The organism is Blastococcus sp. SYSU D00669 (genome assembly GCF_054050715.1).
The window spans coordinates 98,992-119,992 of the sequence record NZ_JBJGZV010000001.1 but is presented as its reverse complement, the minus strand read 5'-3'; the positions used below and the strand labels follow the sequence as shown (position 1 = coordinate 119,992).

At 74.4% G+C, this 21,001-nt stretch carries 22 protein-coding genes; 5 read left to right on the top strand and 17 right to left on the bottom strand.

Going from position 1 to position 21,001, the window contains the following annotated elements; translation table 11 throughout:
* Position 1: 1 nt before the first annotated feature.
* From ppk2 to ACI8AF_RS00520, 4 genes are all read left to right on the top strand, one after another.
* Positions 2-964 (top strand): polyphosphate kinase 2, encoded by a 963-nt coding sequence (gene ppk2 / locus ACI8AF_RS00535; RefSeq protein WP_456537698.1) that lies wholly within the window; start codon positions 2-4, stop codon positions 962-964.
* Between the two features lie 10 nt (positions 965-974).
* Positions 975-1,259 carry a hypothetical protein gene (locus tag ACI8AF_RS00530; protein ID WP_456537697.1) on the top strand — a complete coding sequence of 95 codons (285 nt, stop codon included), beginning with the start codon at positions 975-977 and terminating at the stop codon, positions 1,257-1,259.
* 331 nt (positions 1,260-1,590) lie between these two features.
* On the top strand, positions 1,591-1,740 hold the full coding sequence (locus ACI8AF_RS00525) for a hypothetical protein (protein ID WP_456537696.1): 150 nt from the start codon (positions 1,591-1,593) through the stop codon (positions 1,738-1,740).
* An 82-nt stretch (positions 1,741-1,822) separates the two neighbouring features.
* Positions 1,823-2,767 carry a PH domain-containing protein gene (locus ACI8AF_RS00520; protein WP_456537695.1) on the top strand — a complete coding sequence of 315 codons (945 nt, stop codon included), beginning with the start codon at positions 1,823-1,825 and terminating at the stop codon, positions 2,765-2,767.
* A gap of 60 nt (positions 2,768-2,827) precedes the next feature.
* Here ACI8AF_RS00520 and ACI8AF_RS00515 read toward each other — a convergent pair whose 3' ends face one another.
* From ACI8AF_RS00515 to ACI8AF_RS00450, 14 genes are all read right to left on the bottom strand, one after another.
* Complete coding sequence (locus ACI8AF_RS00515; protein ID WP_456538033.1) at positions 2,828-3,646, bottom strand: hypothetical protein; 819 nt, start codon at positions 3,644-3,646, stop codon at positions 2,828-2,830.
* Between the two features lie 275 nt (positions 3,647-3,921).
* Positions 3,922-4,605 (bottom strand): NADPH-dependent F420 reductase, encoded by a 684-nt coding sequence (npdG, locus tag ACI8AF_RS00510; protein WP_456537694.1) that lies wholly within the window; start codon positions 4,603-4,605, stop codon positions 3,922-3,924.
* Entirely contained in the window at positions 4,602-5,819 is a 1,218-nt protein-coding gene (locus ACI8AF_RS00505; RefSeq protein ID WP_456537693.1) for a multidrug effflux MFS transporter, read from the bottom strand. The genes npdG and ACI8AF_RS00505 overlap by 4 nt, the downstream gene beginning before the upstream one ends.
* Positions 5,800-6,795, bottom strand: coding sequence for an asparaginase domain-containing protein (locus tag ACI8AF_RS00500; protein ID WP_456537692.1), 996 nt, complete (start codon positions 6,793-6,795; stop codon positions 5,800-5,802). Before ACI8AF_RS00500 ends, ACI8AF_RS00505 begins: the two co-directional genes overlap by 20 nt.
* Positions 6,792-7,556 (bottom strand): ABC transporter permease, encoded by a 765-nt coding sequence (locus ACI8AF_RS00495; protein WP_456537691.1) that lies wholly within the window; start codon positions 7,554-7,556, stop codon positions 6,792-6,794. The genes ACI8AF_RS00500 and ACI8AF_RS00495 overlap by 4 nt, the downstream gene beginning before the upstream one ends.
* Positions 7,553-8,404, bottom strand: coding sequence for an ABC transporter permease (locus tag ACI8AF_RS00490; RefSeq protein WP_456537690.1), 852 nt, complete (start codon positions 8,402-8,404; stop codon positions 7,553-7,555). Before ACI8AF_RS00490 ends, ACI8AF_RS00495 begins: the two co-directional genes overlap by 4 nt.
* A 78-nt stretch (positions 8,405-8,482) precedes the next feature.
* Positions 8,483-9,487 (bottom strand): ABC transporter substrate-binding protein, encoded by a 1,005-nt coding sequence (locus ACI8AF_RS00485; RefSeq protein ID WP_456537689.1) that lies wholly within the window; start codon positions 9,485-9,487, stop codon positions 8,483-8,485.
* Positions 9,488-9,527: 40 nt separating this feature from the next.
* A complete protein-coding gene (locus ACI8AF_RS00480; protein ID WP_456537688.1) occupies positions 9,528-10,391 on the bottom strand; it encodes an ABC transporter ATP-binding protein in 864 nt (287 codons plus the stop codon).
* Between the two features lie 164 nt (positions 10,392-10,555).
* Positions 10,556-11,245: a DUF1989 domain-containing protein gene (locus ACI8AF_RS00475; RefSeq protein WP_456537687.1), complete on the bottom strand. Its 690-nt coding sequence runs from the start codon at positions 11,243-11,245 to the stop codon at positions 10,556-10,558.
* Positions 11,242-12,036 carry an alpha/beta fold hydrolase gene (locus ACI8AF_RS00470; protein WP_456537686.1) on the bottom strand — a complete coding sequence of 265 codons (795 nt, stop codon included), beginning with the start codon at positions 12,034-12,036 and terminating at the stop codon, positions 11,242-11,244. Before ACI8AF_RS00470 ends, ACI8AF_RS00475 begins: the two co-directional genes overlap by 4 nt.
* A complete protein-coding gene (locus ACI8AF_RS00465; protein WP_456537685.1) occupies positions 12,033-12,749 on the bottom strand; it encodes a maleate cis-trans isomerase family protein in 717 nt (238 codons plus the stop codon). The genes ACI8AF_RS00470 and ACI8AF_RS00465 overlap by 4 nt, the downstream gene beginning before the upstream one ends.
* On the bottom strand, positions 12,746-13,774 hold the full coding sequence (gene dmpG, locus ACI8AF_RS00460) for a 4-hydroxy-2-oxovalerate aldolase (RefSeq protein ID WP_456537684.1): 1,029 nt from the start codon (positions 13,772-13,774) through the stop codon (positions 12,746-12,748). Before dmpG ends, ACI8AF_RS00465 begins: the two co-directional genes overlap by 4 nt.
* The gene (locus ACI8AF_RS00455) at positions 13,771-14,727 is read right to left on the bottom strand and encodes an acetaldehyde dehydrogenase (acetylating) (protein WP_456537683.1); all 957 of its coding nucleotides are present in this window, start codon (positions 14,725-14,727) and stop codon (positions 13,771-13,773) included. The genes dmpG and ACI8AF_RS00455 overlap by 4 nt, the downstream gene beginning before the upstream one ends.
* A complete protein-coding gene (locus tag ACI8AF_RS00450) occupies positions 14,724-15,536 on the bottom strand; it encodes a 2-keto-4-pentenoate hydratase (RefSeq protein ID WP_456537682.1) in 813 nt (270 codons plus the stop codon). Before ACI8AF_RS00450 ends, ACI8AF_RS00455 begins: the two co-directional genes overlap by 4 nt.
* A 47-nt stretch (positions 15,537-15,583) precedes the next feature.
* Between ACI8AF_RS00450 and ACI8AF_RS00445 the strand changes: the two genes are divergently transcribed.
* Positions 15,584-16,333: an IclR family transcriptional regulator gene (locus tag ACI8AF_RS00445; protein WP_456537681.1), complete on the top strand. Its 750-nt coding sequence runs from the start codon at positions 15,584-15,586 to the stop codon at positions 16,331-16,333.
* A gap of 6 nt (positions 16,334-16,339) precedes the next feature.
* Here the strand turns inward: ACI8AF_RS00445 and ACI8AF_RS00440 are convergent, their stop codons facing one another.
* The 3 genes from ACI8AF_RS00440 to ACI8AF_RS00430 all read right to left on the bottom strand — a co-directional run bounded on the left by ACI8AF_RS00440 (position 16,340) and on the right by ACI8AF_RS00430 (position 20,925).
* Positions 16,340-19,699, bottom strand: coding sequence for a molybdopterin cofactor-binding domain-containing protein (locus ACI8AF_RS00440; RefSeq protein ID WP_456537680.1), 3,360 nt, complete (start codon positions 19,697-19,699; stop codon positions 16,340-16,342).
* Positions 19,696-20,172, bottom strand: a complete 477-nt coding sequence (locus ACI8AF_RS00435) for a (2Fe-2S)-binding protein (protein WP_456537679.1) — start codon at positions 20,170-20,172, stop codon at positions 19,696-19,698. The genes ACI8AF_RS00440 and ACI8AF_RS00435 overlap by 4 nt, the downstream gene beginning before the upstream one ends.
* A gap of 75 nt (positions 20,173-20,247) precedes the next feature.
* Positions 20,248-20,925, bottom strand: coding sequence for a TetR/AcrR family transcriptional regulator (locus tag ACI8AF_RS00430; protein WP_456537678.1), 678 nt, complete (start codon positions 20,923-20,925; stop codon positions 20,248-20,250).
* Between the last annotated feature and the right edge of the window lie 76 nt (positions 20,926-21,001).

Here is a 21,001-nt window from a genome sequence, read left to right as displayed (position 1 = left end):
GGTGACCTCACCGCCCCGCTTCCGCCCTGTCCAGGGCGAGCCGTTCGAGCTGATCGACCTGCGGCAGTACCGGCTCAACGACCTCCCGGACGAGAACTCCGACGAGGACTGGGACGACGACCGCGAGCTGTACGGCCCCGACGGGCAGCGGATCGAGACCTGGCGCGAGGGCTACCCCTACGCCGAGCGGATGGAGCGGCGGGAGTACGAGGTCACCAAGCGCCGGCTGCAGATCGAGCTGCTCAAGCTGCAGTACTGGGTCAAGGACACCGGCCAGCGGATGGTCATCGTCTTCGAGGGCCGCGACGCCGCCGGCAAGGGCGGCACGATCAAGCGCTTCACCGAGCACCTCAACCCGCGCGGGGCGCGGGTGGTGGCGCTGGACAAGCCCAGCGAGCGCGAGCAGACCCAGTGGTACTTCCAGCGCTACGTGCAGCACCTGCCCGCCGCCGGGGAGATCGTGCTGTTCGACCGGTCCTGGTACAACCGTGCCGGCGTCGAGCGGGTCATGGGGTACGCCACCGAGGAGCAGTACCGGGTGTTCATGCGCCAGGCCCCCGACTTCGAGCGGATGCTCGTCGAGAGCGGCGTCTCGCTGGTCAAGTTCTGGTTCTCGGTCACCCGGGGCGAGCAGCGCAGCCGGTTCATCGTGCGGCAGATCGACCCGGTGCGGCAGTGGAAGCTCTCCCCCACCGACCTGGCCTCGCTGGACAAGTGGGACGCCTACACCGAGGCCAAGGAGGCGATGTTCCTGCACACCGACACCGAGCACGCCCCGTGGACGGTGATCAAGAGCAACGACAAGAAGCGCGCCCGGCTCGAGGCCATCCGGCACGTGCTCGAGCGCTTCGAGTACACCGGCAAGGACCCCGCGGCGGTCGGCACGCCCGACCGCAAGATCGTGGGCTCCGCCGCGGACGTCCTGGACGACGACGCCGTCGTCTCCCTGCCCGGCAGCAGCTGAGGAGCGCGCCGTGCCCCGAGGAGCCCTGGTCACCGCCGCCGGCCCGAGCATGCGGGCGGCGCTGCAGGAGTTCCCCCTGGCGCTCTGGCTCGACGCCGACGTCCTGCTGGTCCGCGACGACGAGGACGTCTCGGTGCACCTGCACCCCGACGCGTTCCAGGCCCTGGCGCTGGAGCAGGTGCCGGCCGAGCACCGGGTCAACCCGAACACCGGCGCGTGGCTGCTGCGCTCGTGCCCGGAGGCGTTCGCCTTCCTCGACGCGGTCGAGGCCGCCGGGGTGCAGCCCGGCCCGTGAGCCGACCAGGGCGCCGTCCTGGCCGCCCTGGGCTGGGACCGCGGCGACGAGCGCTACCGCTGGGCACGCCCCGGACCGGGGAACGCCTTCCTCACCGGCACCAGCTGGCTGCCGACCGGCTGGAACCAGCCGTGGACCGGGGAGCGGGCCGGGGACGACTGCTTCAACAGCGCGGCGGCCTCCTACGCCGAGCGCCCGCGCGTCCCGCGGCCGCACGCCCTGCACTTCATGGGCATGACGCCCGCGGCCCGCTATTGCGCGATGGCCGCCGTCGCCGCGGCCGGGGCGGTCCCGGCGCCGCGCACCGCCGTGAACGCCTAGGGTCACCGTCGTGCTCGGGTTCCTCGCGCTGCTGCTGGTCGTGTGGGTGGTGCTCGTCGTCGTCGGCGCCGTCGTGAAGGGGCTGTTCTGGCTGGCCGTCGTGGGCCTGCTGCTGTTCCTCGGGACCGCGGCGCTCGGCTGGATGCGCAGGCGCGGCTGAACCCCTGGCGGGTCGGGGCGTCGCTGGTCATCCTGTGCCGTCGGCGGGCGAGGGTCGCCCGCGGCGGAAAGGTGTGGTGAGGGTGGACGCGAGCTGGCAGCCGGACCCCAGCGGGGCGCACGAGCTCCGGTACTGGAACGGCACGGCCTGGACGGAGCACGTCTCCGACCAGGGGACGACGGGCCAGGACCCGCTGACCGCGGAGTTCCCGCCGCCCGGTCCCGCGGCGCCCCCGCCCCCGCCGGCGCCCCCGGCCTACGGCGCGACCGCCTACCCCGACCCGTCCGCCGCCCCGGCGCCGGCCGCCGGCGGCAAGGTGAGCTGGAAGGACCGGCTCAAGCAGGCCGCTGACCAGGGCAAGGCGATGGCCGAGCAGGGCAAGCAGAAGCTGGCCGAGCAGTCGGCCAAGCGCACCGAGCAGTGGGCCAACGACCCCAACACGCTGTGGTTCGGCGAGAGCAAGGGCGGCGCGACCGGGGCGGCGGGCGTCTCCAAGGCCCGCTACCGGATCACCAAGGACCGCATCTGGATCGAGAGCGGCCTGCTCGGCACCCGCACGGAGAGCGTGCCGATGTGGGCCGTCCGCGACATGGACGTGCGGCAGGCGGTCTGGCAGCGCGGCAAGGACATCGGCGACGTCGTCCTGGGGCTCGACGACCCGGCGTACGGCGTCCACCAGGACACCCTCAACCTCACCGGCGTCCCCGAGCACGGCACCACGAGCGGCCAGGTCGTGCTCGACAACATCGAGAGCCCGTACTCGGTGGTCGAGCTGCTCACCCCGCTGATCAGCGAGGCACGGCACAAGAAGACCGTCGAGCGGCAGTCGTCGTACGTGCACATGCAGACGCCCGGCATGCCCTACGGCGTCCCCCCGGTGGCGCCGCCGCCGGCCCCGGCCGCCCCGACCGCGCCGCCGCAGGTGGACATGGTCGAGCAGCTGCGCAAGCTGGGCGAGCTGCGCGACGCCGGCATCCTCACCGAGGAGGAGTTCGCGGCCCAGAAGGCCAAGATCCTCGGCTCGTAGCTCCCTTCCCTGCTTTCGGCGCCGAAAGCGGTTCCGCTCTCGGCGCCGGAAGCGGTCGTCTCACCGCAGGGCCAGGACCATCGAGCAGCCGCTGTCGCCGAAGGGCTCGACCACGAACCCGAGCTGCAGCAGCAGACCGGCGAGCGCGCCGTTCATGATCCGCTGGACGGCGTCGTCGGCGGCGGCGCCGCGGCTGCGGTCGATGCTCATCCGGTCGTGCGGGCGCCAGCTGACCAGCACCCCGCGCAGGTCCAGGTCGGGCACCAGGCAGGCGCCGCCGGCCGCGGTGGGCCGCTCGCCGCGCTGCGCGCAGTCGTGCAGCGGCACGCCGGCCTCGACCAGCGCGGCGGCGACCTCCACCACCAGCGTGGTCAGCGGGTCGGTGTCGGTGAGCAGCTCGTCCCAGTCCTCGGGCAGGCCGTCGAGGTGGTCGCCCAGCTCCGCCAGCCAGGCGCGCTCCTCCGGGGAGGGCTTGCGGGCGAGCCGGCCGTCCTCGCGCAGGGTGCCGTGCACGGCGCCGGCGGCCAGCCCGCTCGCCAACGCGGCCCAGTCGGCGTCCATGCGGTCGGGGAACGGCCCGGCGACGACGTCGGAGTCGTTCTCGTCGACCAGCCACCAGCCGGTGCGCGACGCGGCGGCGGGCGCGACCGGCGCGCTCACCGGCGCCGGGGCGACCGCGACGGCGCCCTCCGCGCCGGCCGGCCGCGCCGCGCGGGTGCCGGCCGGGTGCGCGCTGCGGCTGGCCGCCTCCGCCGGCTGCGCCTGCTTCCGCGGCACGCGATTGCGCTCGAACTCGTAGCGGGCGGTCGACGCCGCCCCCAGCGCCACCACCACGCCGGTCAGCAGCAGGAAGCCCAGCACGGCCACCGTCGGCCACATCAACACCACGCCACCTCACGCAGCTCGGCCGCGGCGGGGGGAAGGCTGCCGCGGTCAGGCAGGAAGTTACGGATCCGCCGCCCCCGGCACGGCCGCTCCGACGGGCCGATGACGGGGCCGTCACCGAACCGTTGTCGCAGGTCGGCGGGCGGAGGGGTCACCTGTCCCCCGCTGCGCCGTCATGTCGACACGGTGACCGTTCCCCCAGCGTGGAGCCGCTCCAGCGGGCGTCGGTCATGCCGGCGACACGTCCGGCGGGCGGCGTGTCGCGGGCGTCAGACGTCGGTGACGCGGACCCCGGCGTGCACCTTGTACCGGCGGTTGACCGACACGAGGTTGATCGTCAGCGCCTCGACCTGGCGGGCGTTGCGCAGCCGCCCGGCGTAGATGCCCCGCATCCCCGGCAGCCGGCCCGCGAGCGCCTGCACGAGGTCCGTCGCGGCGCGGTCGTCGCCGACCACCATCACGTCGCCGTCCAGGGTCGGCCGGGAGACGTCCTCCAGCAGCACCGCCGAGAGGTGGTGGAACGCCCCGACGACGCGCGAGCCGGGCAGCAGCGCGGCGGCCTGCTGGGTCACCGAGCCCTCGGGGACGTCGAGGACGTACGCACCCTGAGCGTCGAAGGCCATCGGCACGACGCAGTCGACGACGACCTTGCCGGCCAGGACGGGCGCCAGCTCGGCGAGGAGCTCGGCGTGACCGCCGTAGGGCACGGCGACGATCACCAGGTCGGCAGCGGCGGCCACGTCGGCGTTCGAGCCGCCCCGCACCGACACCTCGCGGCCTCCCAGCTGCCCCACCCGCTCGGCGACCTCCTCGGCGATCACCGCGCACTTCTCGGCGTCGCGCGACCCGAGCAGGACGCGCTGCCCCGCCGCGGCCAGCCGCAGGGCGAGCCCGCGGCCCTGGGGCCCGGTGCCGCCGAGCACCCCCACGGTGAGCTGTTCGACGTCGGTCATGACTTCTCCTCCACGAGGTCGGGGTCGGGAACGGTGGCCAGGCGGAACAGCAGCAGTCCCGCGGCCGCGGTCGCGGCGATGACCACACCGAAGGCGACGGCGGAGTCGCCCGCGCCGATGCCGACCAGCGGGACCGCCGCCGCCCCGAGGGCGAAGTACACGGCGCCGAGCACCGACGACGCCGAGCCGGCGCTGCGCGGGAAGCGGGCCAGCGCCAGAGCGGTGGCGTTGGGCTGGATCGTGCCCAGCGAGGCGATGACGACGAACAGCGGCGGGACGATCGCGGCCAGGCCGAGGCCGTCGTCGAGCGTGACCACGGCCAGCAGGCAGAGCCCGCCCGCGGTCTGCACCGACATCCCGATGCCGAGCAGCCGGCGCGGGCCCAGCCGCCCCACCAGGCGGGCGTTGAGCTGCCCGGCCAGGGCGATGCCCACGGCGTTGGCGCCGAACAGCACCGCGAAGGTCGTCGGAGACCCGCCGTACAGGGTCTGGACGACGAACGGCGAGCCCGCGATGTAGGCGAACATCGCCGCGTGCGCGAAGGCGTTCGCCACGGCGTAGCCGAGGAACCCGCGGTCGCGCAGCACGGTGCCCACCACCCCGGGCAGCTGGCGCAGGCCGCCGTCGGTGCGGACGGCCGGCGGCAGCGACTCGGGCAGGCGCGTCCACACGACGGCGAACAGCACCGCGCCGGCCGCGGCCAGCACCGCGAAGATGCCCCGCCAGTCGGTCCACCCCAGGACCGCGCTGCCCAGCAGCGGCGCGACGACGGGTGCGACGCCGAAGACGACGAGCACGTGCGAGAACGCGCGCGCGGCCGCCGCTCCCGCGTACAGGTCGCGGATGATCGCGCGGGCCAGCACGATCGCCGCGGCGCCCGAGAGCCCCTGCAGGAAGCGCAGCCCGGTCAGCACGGGCAGCGACGGCGCCGCCGCGCAGGCCACCGACATCAGCGTGTATGCGGCCAGACCGCCCAGCAGCAGCCGGCGGCGGCCCCAGAGGTCGGACAGCGGACCCGTGACCAGCTGGCCGAGCGCCAGGCCGAGCATCGACGCGGTGAGCGTCACCTGCACCTGCACCGGCGGGGCCGAGAACGCCTCGCCGATCTGCGGCAGCGCGGGCAGGTAGGTGTCGCCGGACAGCGGACCGATCGCGGCGAGCCCGCCGAGGACGACGATCGTGCCGCGCGCCGGCCTACCCGCCGGCGACGGCATCGACCAGCGACTGCACGCGGCGCGCGTCTGCGCCGCAGGCCAGTGCGAGGGCGAGCAGGACGCGGGCGGCGACCGGACCGAGGTACTGCGCGGCGACGATGCCGTCGCGCACCAACTCCGGGCGCGGGTGGACGCGGCCGCTCCCCCGGGCCGACTGCACCACGACCACGCCGGCCCCTACGGCGCGCACCAGGGCGGCGTGCTCGGCGGGCGTGGCGAACCCGGCGCCGGTGCCCGCGCTGACCAGCCCGGCAGCACCGGCGGCGACCGCCGCCTCGATCGGCACGCCGTCGGCGCCGGCGTAGGACAGCACGACGTCCACCCGGGGGACGGCGTCGGCCGCGGTCACCGGCAGGAGCGCTCCGGCGGCGTCCTCGCGCGAGAAGAAGACGATCGCGCCGTCCGGCTCGACCGCCCCGCACGGCCCGCGCTCCCCCGCGGCGAAGGCGCCGAGCCCGTTCGTGCGGGCCTTGGTGACCCAGCGGCCCGGCCAGATCCGGCCGTCGACCGCCACGAGCACCCCGCGCCCCGCGGCGGCCGGGCTGCCGGCGACGCGCAGCGCGTCGACGAGGTGCAGCGGCCCGTCGCCGCTGAGCGCCGACAGCGGCCGCATCGCGCCGGTGACCACGACCGGTGGCCCGGGCTCGAGCACCAGCGACAGCAGGAAGGCGAGCTCCTCGAGCGCGTTGGTGCCGCAGGTGACCACGACGCCGTCGGCGCCGTCGCGCACCGAGCGGACCAGGTCGGCGATGCCGAGCAGGTCGGGCAGGCCGAAGCCGTGGCTGGGGCCTGCCGGGCCGGGTACCGCGACGACGTCGGCGACCGCGCCGGCCTCCGGCACGGCCGCGAGGACCTCGGCGAGCGTCAGCCGGCGGGCGCCGGGCTCGGTGTACCCGGTGAGGTCCAGCGGGTCGGGGGACCACCCGCTGATGGTCCCCCCGGTGCCGACGAGGGCGATCCTCGGCAGCGCCGTCACACGCTGTCCGCCCAGGAGAGCCACTTCTTCTCGAGCGCGGCGTAGCCGGCGTTGATCAGGTTGCCGAGGATGCCGAGGATCACCACGGCGGCGAACATCGCAGGGATGTTGAACATCGACTGGCCGGTGAGCAGGTAGAAGCCGATGCCGTTCTGGCCGCCGACCAGCTCGGACACCACGACCATGATCAACGCGATCGGCAGGGCGACCCGCAGGCCGGCGGAGATCATCGGCAGCGCCGAGGGCAGGACGACTCGCCGGATCACCTGGAAGCGGTTCAGCCCGTACATCCGGGCGACGTCGATGCGCTCCTGCCGGCAGTTGCGCGCGCCGACGGTGGTGTTGACCAGCACCGGGAACAGCACGCCGAAGGAGATCACGAAGACCCGCATGCCGGAGCCCAGGCCGAAGAGCAGGACGGCGACCGGGATGATCGCGACCGCGGGCAGCGCCCGGAGGAACTCCAGCGTCGGCTCGAGGTACTGGGCGACCGGGCGGGAGGAGCCGATGGCGATGCCGAGCACGATGCCCAGGACCGCCCCGACGAGGTAGCCGGTGACGAACCGCTGCAGGCTGGGCAGCAGGTCGGAGATCGTGTGGTCGGGGAACCAGTCCTCCCACAGCCGCTCGAGGACGGTCGTCAGCGGCGGCAGGTAGACGTTGCCCGCGGTCTGCCCGGCCACCTCCCAGGCGACGAGGATGGCGGCGGGCACGGCCAGGGGCAGGAGCTTCCGGCCGATCGAGCTGGTGCGGCTGCTCACGAGGCACCTCCGTCGCGGGCGTCGGTCTTCCAGAACACGAGCCGGCGCTCGAGCGCGGCGACGACCAGGTTGATGACGTAGCCGATGACGCCGACGGTGAAGACGCCGGCGTACATGTCCTCGGTCCGGATCGCGGTCTGCATCCGGACGATGTAGTAGCCCAGCCCGCCGCTGCTGGTGATGATCTCGACGGTGATGGCGAGGATGAGCGCGATCGCTGCGCTGATCCGGATGCCGGCGGCGATGTTGGTGGCGGCGCTGGGCAGCAGCACGCGGCGCAGGATCGCCGGCCGGCTCAGGCCGAAGTTGCGGGCGGTGTCGACGGCGACCGGGTCGGCGTCGCGCACCCCGTAGTAGGTGTTGAACAGGATCGGCCAGAAGGCGGCGTAGGCCGTGACCGTGATCGCCGTCCCGTCTCCGACGCCGAGGATGAGGATGGCGAACGGGATGAGCGCGACCGACGGCAGCGGCCGGAGGAACTCGATGACCAGCTTGACCGAGTCGAACGCCCGCGCCGAGGAGCCGAGGACGACGCCGAGCGCGACGCCGAGCACGGCCGCGATCAGCAGACCGACGGCGAAGGTGGACAGCGTCGCCAGGATGCTCGAGGGCAGGTCGCCGCGGACGATCTCGCTGCCGAGCGCGGCGAAGACCTCGCTCGGCCGCGGCACGTACGCCGACTCGACGAACAGCGCGGTGACGAGTTCGAGGACGAGCAGCAGGCCCACGGCGAAGACCAGCCCGCGGAGGTTGAACCGGAACGGCCGGCGGGGCGGCTTCCGGCGCACGGTCGCGGCGGCGCCCGGGGCGTCCGGGGGCGCCACCGTCGGCGCGGGGGCGAGGGTCATGCGACTTCCTTCCAGGACCGGTCCGCGGGGAGCCGGGGGAGCCACCCCGCCCTGCGGCGGGGCGGCTCCCGGCGGCGGTCAGTTCAGGTTCGGGGCGATGATGTCCTCGGCCGACATCTCCTCCTGGAGGGCGTCGAACCGCAGCATCACGTCCAGCACGGGCTGGATCAGCTCGGGCGTGACGTCGTCGCCGTAGGGCGAGAGCTCGAGGATGGCCAGCGCGTCGTCCGGCAGATCGGTGTACTGCTGCAGGATCTGCTTGCGCTCCTCGACGTTGGCCTCGTCGTTGGCCCACGCGTTGGTGTCGCGCAGCGCGTCCCGGAACTTCTGGACCGTCTCGGGGTTGGCCTCGATGAAGTCCTCGCGGCCGAACCAGACCGTGTTCAGCCAGTCCTCGCCGCCGTTGACGGCGTCGTACGGGCTGCCCATCCGGCGGGCGATGCCGGCGGCCTCCTGCTGGTCGGTGAACGGCGAGATGACCGCACCCGCGGGCACCTGGCCGCTCTCCAGCGCCTGGCCGATGGCCGGGAAGTTCAGCGTCACGAAGTTGACGCTGCCGGTGTCGACGCCGGCGTCGTCCAGCGCCGCCAGGGTCGACAGGTGGGGCATGGTGTTGAGCGCGTTCACCGCGACCGACTGGCCCTCGAGGTCCTCGATGGACTGGATGTCGGTGGCCTGCTCGGCGACCATCAGGTACACGCCGGGGCTCTCCTTGGTGTAGAGCACACCGCCGGCGACGATCTGGAACGGGATGCCGCTCGCCGAGGCCGAGGCGACCGAGGCCGGCGACGTCAGCGCGAAGGCCGCGTCGCCGGACTGGACGGCGGCCGCGAGCTCGGGCACGCCGGCGACGATGGTGACCTCGACGTCGAGGCCGTTGTCCTCGAAGAAGCCCTTCTCGTCGGCGAGGAAGCCCTGCGCCCCGGAGTCACCGGCGATGGTCGCGATGGTGATGCTCGAGGTGCCGCCGCCCCCCTCGCCGCCGCCCCCGCCGCTGCCGCCGCCGTCGTCCCCGCCGCCGCAGGCGGTGAGCAGCAGCGCCGCTGCCGCGGCGACCGCGGCCAGTCTTCTAGGTGACGCCATCGTGCAGATCCCTTCGTCGGGTGGCCAGACGGCCAGGGGGTCAGGCGGACGTGCTCTGCGACCGGCTGCCGTGACGCTGGGCGGAGAGCCCCATGACGTCGTGGACGTGCGCCCGGATGCGCAGGAACTCGGGGAGGCTGCGGGTCTCGACCTGGTTGCGGGAGCCCGGGAGGCCGACCTCGAGCTGCTCGGCCACCACGCACGGTGGCTTGCTGAGCACGAGGATGCGGTTGGCGAGGTAGATGGCCTCGTCGATGTCGTGGGTGACCAGCAGCATGGTCATCCCCGAGGCGGCGTAGCGGGCCTGGACGTCGAGCAGGGTGTCCTCGAGCCCCTCCTTGGTGAGCGCGTCCACCGAGGCGAACGGCTCGTCGAGCAGCAGGATCCGCGGCCGGAACGCGAGCGCGCGGGCGATGGCCACCCGCTGCTGCATGCCCCCGGAGAGCTGGCCGGGGTGGTAGGACTCGAAGCCGGCCAGGCCGACGGTCGCGATCGCCTCGGCGACCCGCTGCTCCTTCTCGGCCTTGGACAGGTCGCGCCGCTTGGCCAGCGGGAAGCGGACGTTGCGCTCGACGCTCAGCCACGGGAACAGCGAGCGGGTGTAGTCCTGGAAGACCAGGGCCATCTCCGGCGGCGGCGCGGTGATCGCGGTGTCGCGCAGCCGCACCTCGCCGGTGGTGGGCCGCAGCAGGCCCGAGATCATCCGCAGGAGTGTGGACTTGCCGCAGCCGGAGGGGCCGATGATCGAGACGAACTCGCCCTCGTGCACCGAGAAGCTCAGCCCGTCGCAGACCAGCGGGCCGTCCTCGCGGTAGCGCTTGCGCAGGTCGTCGACGCGGAGGATCTCCGGCGCCGCGCCGGTGCCCACGGGTCCCGCGGTGAACTGGCCGATGTCGGTCGTCATGGTGGCTTCCTTCGCCTGGGGGAGGGACGTCGGCGACCCGGGGGGAGCGGGTCGGTTCGGGTCGTCGGAGGGTGCAGGCACAGGGCCTCCGGCACTGGAGTGTTGCTGTATCGTACGATGTACGACCGGCCAGTCAAGAGCCATCGGGCACCTCCCGGGAACTGTTACCTGGCGGAAACGCGGGCGGCCCGGGGGGCCGGCGCGAGCCGGTAGACGGTCACGCGGACGGGCGTCGGCGCGAAGGCGTTGCAGGGGTTGCGGTCGGCCGGGCAGGCCGAGAGGGCCAGCACCAGGTCGGTCTCGGCCCGGAGGTCGAGGTGGTCGCCGGCCGCCGTCGGCGGCAGGTCGATGGCGAACCGGCCCTCGGCGTCGGAGCCCAGGTTCATGAAGAACGACGCGCAGGAGTCGAGCTCGAGGTCCTGCACCGACGTCAGGTGGGGGTCGAGGCTCGCCGCCAGGTTGGTCTTGCAGCTGACCGTGCCCTCCACCCCGTAGCGGGCGCGGTTGGTCTCCTCGCTGCAGTAGCCCCCGCCGAACCAGTGCACGCCGACGGTGTCGGCGACGATCGTCGCGAGGGGGACGCACTGCTTGCTGCGCAGCACGTGGCCCGTGGTGATCCGCTCGGTGCCGTTGAGCAGCTTGGTGTTCAGGCAGGACAGCCAGTCCCGCGGCTCGGCGGCCCGCGTCAGGACGACGTCGGCGACCTGCTGGCCCTCGACGTCGGTGATCCGCACGACGTCCCCGGCCGCGACGGTGCGCGCCCGCAGGTAGCCGCGGGCGGGGACGACGACGTCCTCGAGCACCTGCGCGCCCGGCGGCAGGTCCGGCAGCCCGGGCGGCGCCGACGCGCTCACCGCGCGCACCCCGTCACGAAGCCGACCACCTCGCGGGCGAAGACCGCCGGCTGCTGCTCGGGCAGCGGGACGCCGGCGCCCTCGATCACCCTCGCCCGGCAGCCGAGCGCCGCGGTGAGCGCCGGGACGTCGGGCAGCGAGTACTCGTCGTCGGCCCCGCAGACCACGAGCGACCGCGCGCGGACCAGCGGCAGGCGGTCCTCCATCCGGTACTCGTTGACCCGCACGTGCCCCTCCTCGACCCGGTCGAGCACCTCCAGGGCGTCGGCCACGTACCGCGCGAGCAGGTGCTCCTCGCCGGCCGCGTAGAACGGCCGGCGGCGGCTCCACAGGGCGCCGAGGTGGCTGCCGTCCGGGGCCGGGACGACGTGGTCGATCGGCGGCCGGCCGCGCACGACCTCCCGGCGGGCCGCGTCGACGTGGGGCACGGCCGACAGCACCAGCGCCGAGACCCGCTCGGGGGCGCGGGCGGCCACCTCCACGGCGACGACGCCGCCGGTGTGGTGGCCGACGAGCGCCACCCGGGGCAGCTCCAGCGCGTCGAGCAGGGCGAGCACGGCGTCGGCGAAGCCCTCGATCGACCACGGGCCCTCGACCCGCGCCGAGCGGCCGAAGCCGACCGTGTCCATCGCCAGGGCGCGCACCGACCGGCCGGCCAGCGGCAGCACCTCGGCGTACTCCCGCCAGGAGCGCGGCGTCTGGTGCAGGAACAGCACCGGCTCGCCCGTGCCGCACTCGGCCAGGTGCAGCTGGCCCAGCCGGGTGTCGACGTAGCGCAGGCGGACGCTCACCCGAACGCTCCCGCCAGGAGCGTGCCGAAACCGGCGGGACGGTCGGGGACGTCGGTCAGCCGCAGGCACTGCCACAGCAGCGCCTGGTTGCTGGCCACCACCGGACGGCCGAACGCCGCCTCCATGTCGGCCAGCACCGGCGCCAGCCGGATGCCGGCGCAGCTGACCAGCAGCGCGTCGGCGTCGGCGCCGCCCAGGCCGCGCGCCAGCTCCAGCCAGGTCGCGGGGTCCTGGCCGCCCTGCTCGACCGGCGTCGCCAGGGGCAGCGTCGCGTGCGCCACCACCTCGATCGCCCGCTCGGCGAGGAAGGCGGTCTCGGCCTCGGTCACCTCGGGGAGGTACGGCGTGAGCAGGGCGATCCGGCGGGCGCCGACGGCGGCCAGCGCGGCGAGCACCGCCTCGATGGTCGTCGTCGAGGGGATGCCGGTGCTGGCCGCGATCCGCGCGTTCACCGCCTCGGCACCGGCCAGCATGGTGGCCGCGGTGCAGTTCATCGCGATCAGCCCGACCTCGGCGTCGGCGAGCAGCCGGCTGTGCTCCTCCAGGTCGTCGAGCAGGGCGAGGTCGTCGGCCAGCGTCGAGCCGCGGTAGGGCATCCGCGTGGTCACCAGCTGGACGCCCTCGGGCGCCATCAGCTGCACCTCGTAGTCGACCAGCCCGCCCGACGGGTACAGGTGGCCGATCCGCGCCCGCGCGCCGAACCCGAGGCTCATGCCGCGCCGCGGTTCCCGGCCGTGTTGCCCGCGAGGTCGAGCGCGACGTCGAGGAGCAGGTCCTCCTGGCCGCCGACCATCTTGCGGCGCCCCGCCTCGACCAGCAGCTCGCGGGCCGACAGCCCCTGCTCGGCGGCGATCCGCTCGGAGTGGAGCAGGAAGCTGGAGTAGACCCCGGCGTAGCCGAGCGTCAGCGTCTCGCGGTCGACCCGCACCGGCCGGGTCATCAGCGGTCGCACCAGGTCGTCGGCGGCGTCCATGAGCGCGAACAGGTCGCAGCCGTGGTCCCAGCCGGTGAGGTCGGCGACGGCGACGAACGCCTCCAGCGGGCAGTTGCCCGCCCCGGCACCGAGCCCGGCCAGCGAGGCGTCGACGCGGTGCACGCCCTCCTCGACGGCGACCACGGAGTTGGCGACGCCGAGGCCCAGGTTGTGGTGGGCGTGGATGCCGAGGGTGGTGGCCGGGTCGAGCAGGTCGCGGTAGGCGCGCAGCCGGTCGCGGACGCCGGTCATGGTCAGCCGGCCGCCGGAGTCGGTGACGTAGACGCACTGCGCGCCGGACTGCTCCATGATCCGCGCCTGGCCGGCCAGCACGTCGGGCTCGGCCATGTGGCTCATCATCAGGAAGCCGGCGACGTCCATGCCGAGGTCGCGGGCGACCCCGATGTGCTGCACGGCGATGTCGGCCTCGGTGCAGTGGGTGGCGATGCGCACCGAGGTGACGCCGAGGTCGGCCGCGGCGCGCAGGTCGTGCACGGTGCCGATGCCGGGCAGCAGCAGGGTGGTCAGCTTCGCGGTGGTGACCACCTCGGCGACGGCGGCGATCCACTCGGCGTCGCTGTGCGCGCCGGCGCCGTAGGTGAGGCTGCCGCCGGCCAGGCCGTCGCCGTGCGCCACCTCGATCGCGGCCACCCCGGCGGCGTCGAGCGCCGCGGCGATGTCGCGCGCCTGGCCGGTCGACAACCCGTGGGAGACGGCGTGCATGCCGTCCCGCAGGGTGACGTCCTGCACGTACACGGCGGTCACGACGCCACCTCGAGGGTCTGCCGGGCGCGCACGGCCAGCGTCTCGCCCACGCGGCGCGCCGCGGAGGTCATGATGTCGAGGTTGCCGGCGTAGGAGGGCAGGTAGTGGGCGGCCCCCTCGACCTCGAGGAAGACGCTGACCTGCTCCAGGTCGCCGTCCGCACCCGGGCCGCCGACCAGCCGCCGGCGGCGGTCGCCGGCCGGCACGGGGGCGAACTGCACGGCCTGCTTGAGCCGGTAGCCGGGGACGTAGGCCGCGACGTCGTCGACCATCCGGTGCACCGACTCCTCGACCGCGGCGCGGTCGACGGCGTCGGCGAGCACGACGACGGTGTCCCGCATGATCATCGGGGGCTCGGCGGGGTTGAGGACGATGATGGCCTTGCCGCGCTCGGCGCCACCGACCTGCTCGATCGCCTGCGCCGTCGTCTCGGTGAACTCGTCGATGTTGGCCCGCGTGCCGGGGCCGGCCGAGCGGGACGCGATGGAGGCGACGATCTCGGCGTAGCGCACCGGCGTGACCCGCGAGATCGCCGCCACGACCGGGATCGTGGCCTGGCCGCCGCAGGTGACCATGTTGAGGTTGCGGGCGTCGGACAGCTCGTCGAGGTTCACCGCCGGGACGACGAACGGGCCGATCGCGGCCGGGGTCAGGTCGACGACGCGGACGCCGGTGGCCGCCAACCTGGCGTCGGTCACCTTGTGCGCGGCGGCCGAGGTGGCGTCGAAGACCACGCCGATCTCGGCGAACTCGTCCATCTCCAGCAGCCCGTCGATGCCGCGCGCCGTGGTGGCCACCCCCATCCGCCGGGCGCGGGCCAGCCCGTCGCTGTCGGGGTCGATGCCCACCATGGCGCCCACCGAGAGCACCTCGGACAGCCGGCGGATCTTGATCATCAGGTCGGTGCCGATGTTGCCCGAACCGATGATCGCCACCTTGGTCGTGCTGCTCATCGCGCGTCCTCCCCCTCCTGCGCGGCGAAGACCGCGCGGACCTCGCCCAGCCCGCTGATCCGGGCGACGTACACCTCACCCGGCGTGACCGGGACCATCGGGCCCAGTGCGCCGGACAGCACCACCTCGCCGGCGCGCAGCGGCTGCCCGAGCGCGGCGGCCGTGCGGGCCAGCCACTGGACGGCGACGAGCGGGTCGCCCAGGCAGGCGGCGCCCGTGCCCGTGGAGACGACCTCGCCGTCGCGGAGGAGCTCCATGCCCACCTCGACCGGCGTGATCTCCTCCAGCGTCCGCTCGACGTCACCGAGCACGAACAACCCGCTCGAGGCGTTGTCGGCCACCGTGTCGGTGATCCGGATGTCCCAGCCGGCGATCCGGCTGTCGACGATCTCCAGCGCCGCGCGCACACCGGACACCGCGGCGGCGACCTCGTCCAGCGTGGTGTCCGGCGACGGGAGGTCGGCACCGAGGACGACGGCGACCTCGGCCTCGATCCGCGGCTGCAGCAGCCGGCCGGCCGGGACGGCGACGTCCTGCTCCACCCGCATCGAGGCCAGCAGCGTGCCGAAGTCGGGCTGGTCGACGCCGAGCTGGCGCTGCACGGCCTCCGACGTCAGCCCGATCTTGCGGCCGATCCGGCGGTCCCCCGCGGCGATCCGCGGCTCGAGCAGCGCCTCCTGCACGCGGTAGGCCAGCGCCACGTCGTCCTCGCCGAGGAGGTCCCGGACGGGCGGGCAGGGCCGGCCGTCGGCCGCGGCGGCGGCCAGCCGCTCGACGGCAGCGTGCTCGGTTCGCAGATCTGTGGGCACGAGCACAGCTAATGACATGTACCGTACTGCGTACAAGGATGTGTCCCGTGACACGGGACGAATCGTCGATGCTGGGCAAGATCACCGTGCTCCTCGGCGCCTTCACCGGCGGTGAGCCCCTCGCCCTGGCCGAGCTCGGCCGGCGCACCGGGCTGGCCCGTTCGACGGTGCACCGGCTGGTCACCGACCTCGCCGAGGTCGGCTGGGTGCGGCGGGTGGACAACCGCTACGAGCTCGGCATGGCGCTGTTCGAGCTCGGCGAGCTGGTGCCGGTCAAGCACCGGCTGCGCACCGTCGCGCTGCCGTACATGCAGGACCTGCTGTCCGTGACCGGCGAGACCGTGCACCTCGCGGTCCGGGACGGCGGCGACGCGGTGTACGCGGAGAAGCTGCACGGCCACCGGCCCCTGCCACTGCCCTCCCGGGTCGGCGGCCGGGCGCCGCTGACCTGCACGGCGGTCGGCAAGGCGCTGCTCGCGCACGAGAGCCCCGGCGTCGTCGGCGACCTCCTGAGCCGGCCGCTGCGGCGCTGGACCGCCGGGTCGGTGACCGACCCCCGGGTGCTGACGCGGCAGTTGGACGAGATCCGCCGCACCGGGCTGGCGCTCGAGCGCGAGGAGGCCGCGCCGGGCGGCGCCTGCGTCGCCGCCCCGGTGCTGGTCGACGGACGGCCGGTCGCGGCGCTGTCGGTGGCCGTGCCGGTGGCCCACTTCGCCCCCGAGCGGCTGGGGCCGGCCGTGCTCACCGCGGCCCTCGGGCTGGCGCGGGCCCTGACCGCCTCGCGCGCGCCGTCCTGAGGACCCTCACCCGGCGAGCAGCTCGTCGGCCGCCCGCTCCACCAGCCCGGCGGCCGCGTCGAGCTTCCACCCGTTGCGGGGCAGCGGGTGGGCGATCCGGTCGAGCTCGCGGTCGACCGCGGCGCGCACCTCGGCGACCGACGGCACCCGCCCGGTCAGCGCCCGCTCGGTGCGGGGCAGGCGGATCGGGGTGGGCGCCATGGCCCCCAGCACGACGCGGACGTCGGTCCAGGTGCCGGCGTCGTCCCGGGCCACCGACAGCAGCGCCGAGGCGGTGGCGAAGTCGCCGGTGTAGAGCGCCAGCTTCTCGAACCGGGAGGTGCGGGCCAGCGCGGCCGCGGGCACGACGACCTCGGTGACCAGCTCGCCCTCGCGCAGGCAGGTCTCGCCCGGGCCCGTGTAGAAGTCGGCCACCGGCACCAGCCGGCGCAGCGACCCGTGCGCGAGCACGACCGTGGCGTCGAGGCCGAGCAGCACGGTGCCCAGGTCGGACGGCGTCACGGCTTGGCAGCGGTGCGCGCCGATCGCCGCGTGCTGGAAGCGGTGGTCGCCCTCGACGGCGTAGCAGGGCGAGGTGACGCCGTTGCGCTTGTAGCAGGAGAAGCCGTTGCGGAAGAACCAGCAGCGCTTCTCCTGCACCAGGTTGCCGGCGACGGTCGCGGCGTTGCGGATTTGCGGCGAGGCGATGGTCTCCACCGCGTCGGCCAGCGCCGGGACGCCGTGCTCGCGGGCGGTGGCGGCCAGCTCGGCGAGGGTCACGGCGGCGCCGACGTGCAGGTCGCCGTCCTCGTCGACGCGCAGCCCGCGCAGCGAGGCCACCTCGCCGAGCGCCACGAGGACCGGCGCCGGGCGGGGCTGGCGGCGGCGCTCGACGACGACGTCGGAGGCGCCACCCACGGGCACCCCGCCACCGGCGACCGCCGCGACCGCCTCGTCGAGCCGCGTCGGCACGAGGACCTCCGGCGGGACCGGGACACCGACCGGGCCGACGCCGCGACCGAGCTTGGTGCCCCAGCGGTGCATCATCGCGTGCAGGCCGAGCGGGTAGAGGGCGCGGATGGCGGTGACCCACCAGGTCGACGGCCGCCGCCAGAGGTGCAGCCGTCGGCGGCGGCCCTCCTTCTCGGCGAGCGCGGTGAGCACCTTGTCCGGCGTGATCGGCAGCGAGCGGATGCGCACCCCGACGGCGTCGTGCACGGCGTTGGCCACCGCCGCGCCGGGCGGGATGATCGACATCTCACCGACCGCCTTGGCGCCGTACGGGCCGGCCGGCTCGAGGTTGCCGACGATCACCGGTCGCACCGAGGGCACGTCGGCCGAGCGGGGCATCGCGTAGTGCAGGTAGCTGCTGTTGACGACGCGGCCGTCCTGCCGGATGGTCTCCTCCCCCAGCGCGCCGCCGAGGCCCATCACCGCGCCACCGACGATCTGGCCCTCGACCATCGTCGGGTTGATCGCGCGGCCGACGTCGTGCGCGGCCACGTAGTCGACCAGCGACACCTCGCCGGTGCGCCGGTCGACGTCGACCACCGCACCGTGCGCGGCGAAGGCGTAGGACGGCGAGAGGTTGGCCGTGCTCTTCGTCGGCGACAGCGGCTCGGTCCCCTCCAGCACGTAGCTGGACTCGTGCGACCAGACGCCGTCGCGGGTGTCCGGCGAGAGCCGCACCAGGTCGGCGAGGTCGACCGATCCCTGGTCGGAGACGACGGCGCCGTCCCGCAGCGCCACCTCGGTGGTCCCCAGCTTGGTGGCGCCGAGGGCGAGCACCTGCTCGGCGAGCTCCCGCGCGGCCTGCCCGACGGAGGACCCGGTCATGTGCGTGCCGCGCGAGGACCACGCGCCGAGCTCGAACGGCGTGCGGTCGCTGTCCATCGACAGCACCTCGACCCGGTCGAGCGGGACACCCAGCTCCTCGGCGGCGACCTGGGCGAGGATCGTGCTCTGCCCGGTGCCGGCGTCGGCCCCGCCGTAGCGCACCCGCACGCGGCCGTCGTCGAACAGGTCGATCGCGGCGTCGGCGCGGTTGGCGAACTCGTAGGCGTAGGCGCCGGACCCGTGCGAGCCGGCGGCGACGCCCACCCCGCGGCCGGGCCGGCGCTCGGCCTTGAGCGCGGTCCAGCCGATCTCGTCGCGGACGGCGAGCAGGCAGTCGCCCAGCCGGTTGGTGCCCACCTCGTAGCCGCAGAGGCTGGTGGTGTGCTCGTCGGGGAGGTTGCGCAGCCGCAGCTCCAGCGGGTCGATCCCCAGCCGCTCGGCGATCTCGTCGAGCTGGCTCTCCATCGCCAGCGACACCTGCGGCGTCCCGTAGCCACGGAACTGGCCGCCGGGCTGGGTGGCGGTGTCGACCAGGCGCGCCTGGAAGCGGACGCCGTCGGGCCGGTACATCGAGCCGAGCGTGATGACGCCGACGCGCATCACCGACGTCCCCATGTGGTTGTACGACCCGTTGTCGACCGCGACGTCGGCCTCGAGCGCGCGGATCACGCCGTTCCCGTCGGCGTGCGTGGTCAGGGTCGTCTCGAAGCGGTGCCGCGGCTTGTTGCTGGCGAACTCCTCCTCGCGCGACTGCTGGAGCAGCACCGGCCGCCCGGCCTTGCGGGACAGCGCCGCGGCCAGCACCTCGTGCTCGGAGACCTTCGACTTGGAGCCGAACCCGCCGCCGACGGCGACCTCGCGGATGACGACGTCGTCGTGCGGGATGCCGAGGAGGTGGCTGACCTCCTTCTGGATGAACCAGGGGGCCTGGGTCGACGTCCACAGCTCGACGCGGCCGTCGTGCCAGGACGCCAGCGTGGTGTTGGGCTCCATCACCGCGTGCGACAGGCTCGGGTAGACGAAGCTGCCGGTGGCCGACACCGTGGCGGCGGCCAGGCCGGTCGCCACGTCGCCCCACTCGACGTCGAGCAGCATCGAGACGTTGGCCTCGTCGGTGGTGCGCTCGTGCAGGCGCAGCGCGCCGGCGGCACGGGCCTCGGTCACCGTCAGCGGTGCCCGGCGCACCCGGTAGCGCACCCGGATCGCGGCGCAGGCGGCGCGCGCCAGCTCGGGGGTGTCGGCCGCGACCGCGGCGACCTCCTGCCCCACGTGCCGGACGACGCCGGCGGCCAGGGGCGGGCGGTCCGACAGCGGCGCGCCGCGGTGCAGGTAGGTGATGCCGGCCGGGAAGTCCTCGGCGGTGAGCACGGCGTGCACGCCGGGCAGCCGCAGCGCCGGGCGCACGTCGATCGAGCGGATCTCGGCGTAGGGGTGCGGCGAGCGCAGCACCGCGGCGTGCAGGTGCCCGCCGGCCAGGTCGGCGGTGTACCGCAGGGTGCCGAGGCTGCGGGCGTCCCAGTCCAGCGGGCGGACCCGCTCCCCCACGCTCATGCCGGCTCCCCGCTCCGCCGGTCGGAGACCGCGCAGACGGCGTCGACGATGGCCTGGTAGCCGGTGCAGCGGCAGATGTTGCCCGAGAGCCGGTGGCGGACGTGCCGACGGCGCTCGGCGTCGTCCGCGGGCAGCCCGTCGCGCAGCAGCGCGTGCGCCGAGACGACCTGGCCGGGGGTGCAGAAGCCGCACTGGAAGGCGCCGCGGTCGGCGAACTCCGCCCGCAGGTCGCGGGTCTCGGCGGCCAGCCCCTCGCTGGTCCGCACCTCGCCCCGGACCAGCGCGGCCGGCGTGGTGCACGCCATCCGCACCCGGCCGTCGACCAGCACCGTGCAGGCGCCGCACTCGCCGCGCCCGCACGCCACCTTCGTGGCGGTCAGGCCGAGCTGGTCGCGCAGCACCGTGCTCAGCGGCTCCAGCCCGGTCACCTCGACGTCGACGAGCTCGCCGTTCACCGTCAGCTGCTGGCGCACCGCTCTCCTCCCCACCGCCCGTCCTCCGTACTTTGTACCGGGCAATGCACGACGGTCAAGGGGGGGAGGCCTCGGTCATGCCGGGATCCGGGCCACCACCGCGTCGATGAAGGCCTCGAGACCGAAGTCGAACTGCTTGTCGCTGGGCAGTTCGACGAGGAACTCGGCGAGCTCGACGACCCGCGGGAAGTCACCGGCCGGCATCGCCGCGTAGAAGTGCTGCCGCTGCCGCCGCTGCTCGGCGCTGTCCTCGTCGTCGCCACGACCCCAGGGCCGCGGGCTCTGGTAGCTCGCGAAGCCGATCGCGTAGGTGATCAGGAAGCCGTAGACCTCGACGGCCAGCGGCCCGGGGATGCCCGACGCCTGCAGGCGGTCGAGCACCGCCTCCATCGCGCCCTTCAGCGAGGTGCGGCTGGTGGTCACCCGGGTGGCGAGCATGCGGATCACCGACGGGTGCGACCGCATCATGGCCAGGAAGGTGTGGGCCACCACCCGCATCGCCGTCGCGGGGTCCTCGTCGGGCGCCGCGGGCGGCATCTCCATGCGGCCGAGCACGTGGTCGGCCATGGCGTCGAGGATCTCGTCCTTGCCGCGGAAGTAGCTGTAGAGCGTCATGGTGCCCACGCCGAGCTCACCGGCGAGCCGGCGGACGGTCAGCCCGTCGAGGTCGTTCTCCTCGTCGGAGATCCGCAGCGCGGCGTCGACGATGACCTCGGGGTCCAGCTTGCCCCCGTTGGTCCGGGTCCGAGGCATCGAGGCACTCCTCTGTGTCGTCTGCGGACGGCGCTTCCCAGTGTCCCGGACCGAGCGGTTCCCGTACACCGTGCGG

Coding starts and splice junctions, on each gene's coding strand:
- ACI8AF_RS00505 (WP_456537693.1), bottom strand. CDS start 5,819: ATGCCGTCGCCGGCGGGTAGGCCGGCGCGCGGCACGATCGTCGTCCTC.
- ACI8AF_RS00440 (WP_456537680.1), bottom strand. CDS start 19,699: ATGAGCGTGGGGGAGCGGGTCCGCCCGCTGGACTGGGACGCCCGCAGC.
- ACI8AF_RS00490 (WP_456537690.1), bottom strand. CDS start 8,404: ATGACCCTCGCCCCCGCGCCGACGGTGGCGCCCCCGGACGCCCCGGGC.
- ACI8AF_RS00515 (WP_456538033.1), bottom strand. CDS start 3,646: ATGTGGCCGACGGTGGCCGTGCTGGGCTTCCTGCTGCTGACCGGCGTG.
- ACI8AF_RS00485 (WP_456537689.1), bottom strand. CDS start 9,487: ATGGCGTCACCTAGAAGACTGGCCGCGGTCGCCGCGGCAGCGGCGCTG.
- ACI8AF_RS00455 (WP_456537683.1), bottom strand. CDS start 14,727: ATGAGCAGCACGACCAAGGTGGCGATCATCGGTTCGGGCAACATCGGC.
- ACI8AF_RS00465 (WP_456537685.1), bottom strand. CDS start 12,749: ATGAGCCTCGGGTTCGGCGCGCGGGCGCGGATCGGCCACCTGTACCCG.
- npdG (WP_456537694.1), bottom strand. CDS start 4,605: ATGACCGACGTCGAACAGCTCACCGTGGGGGTGCTCGGCGGCACCGGG.
- ACI8AF_RS00480 (WP_456537688.1), bottom strand. CDS start 10,391: ATGACGACCGACATCGGCCAGTTCACCGCGGGACCCGTGGGCACCGGC.
- ACI8AF_RS00430 (WP_456537678.1), bottom strand. CDS start 20,925: ATGCCTCGGACCCGGACCAACGGGGGCAAGCTGGACCCCGAGGTCATC.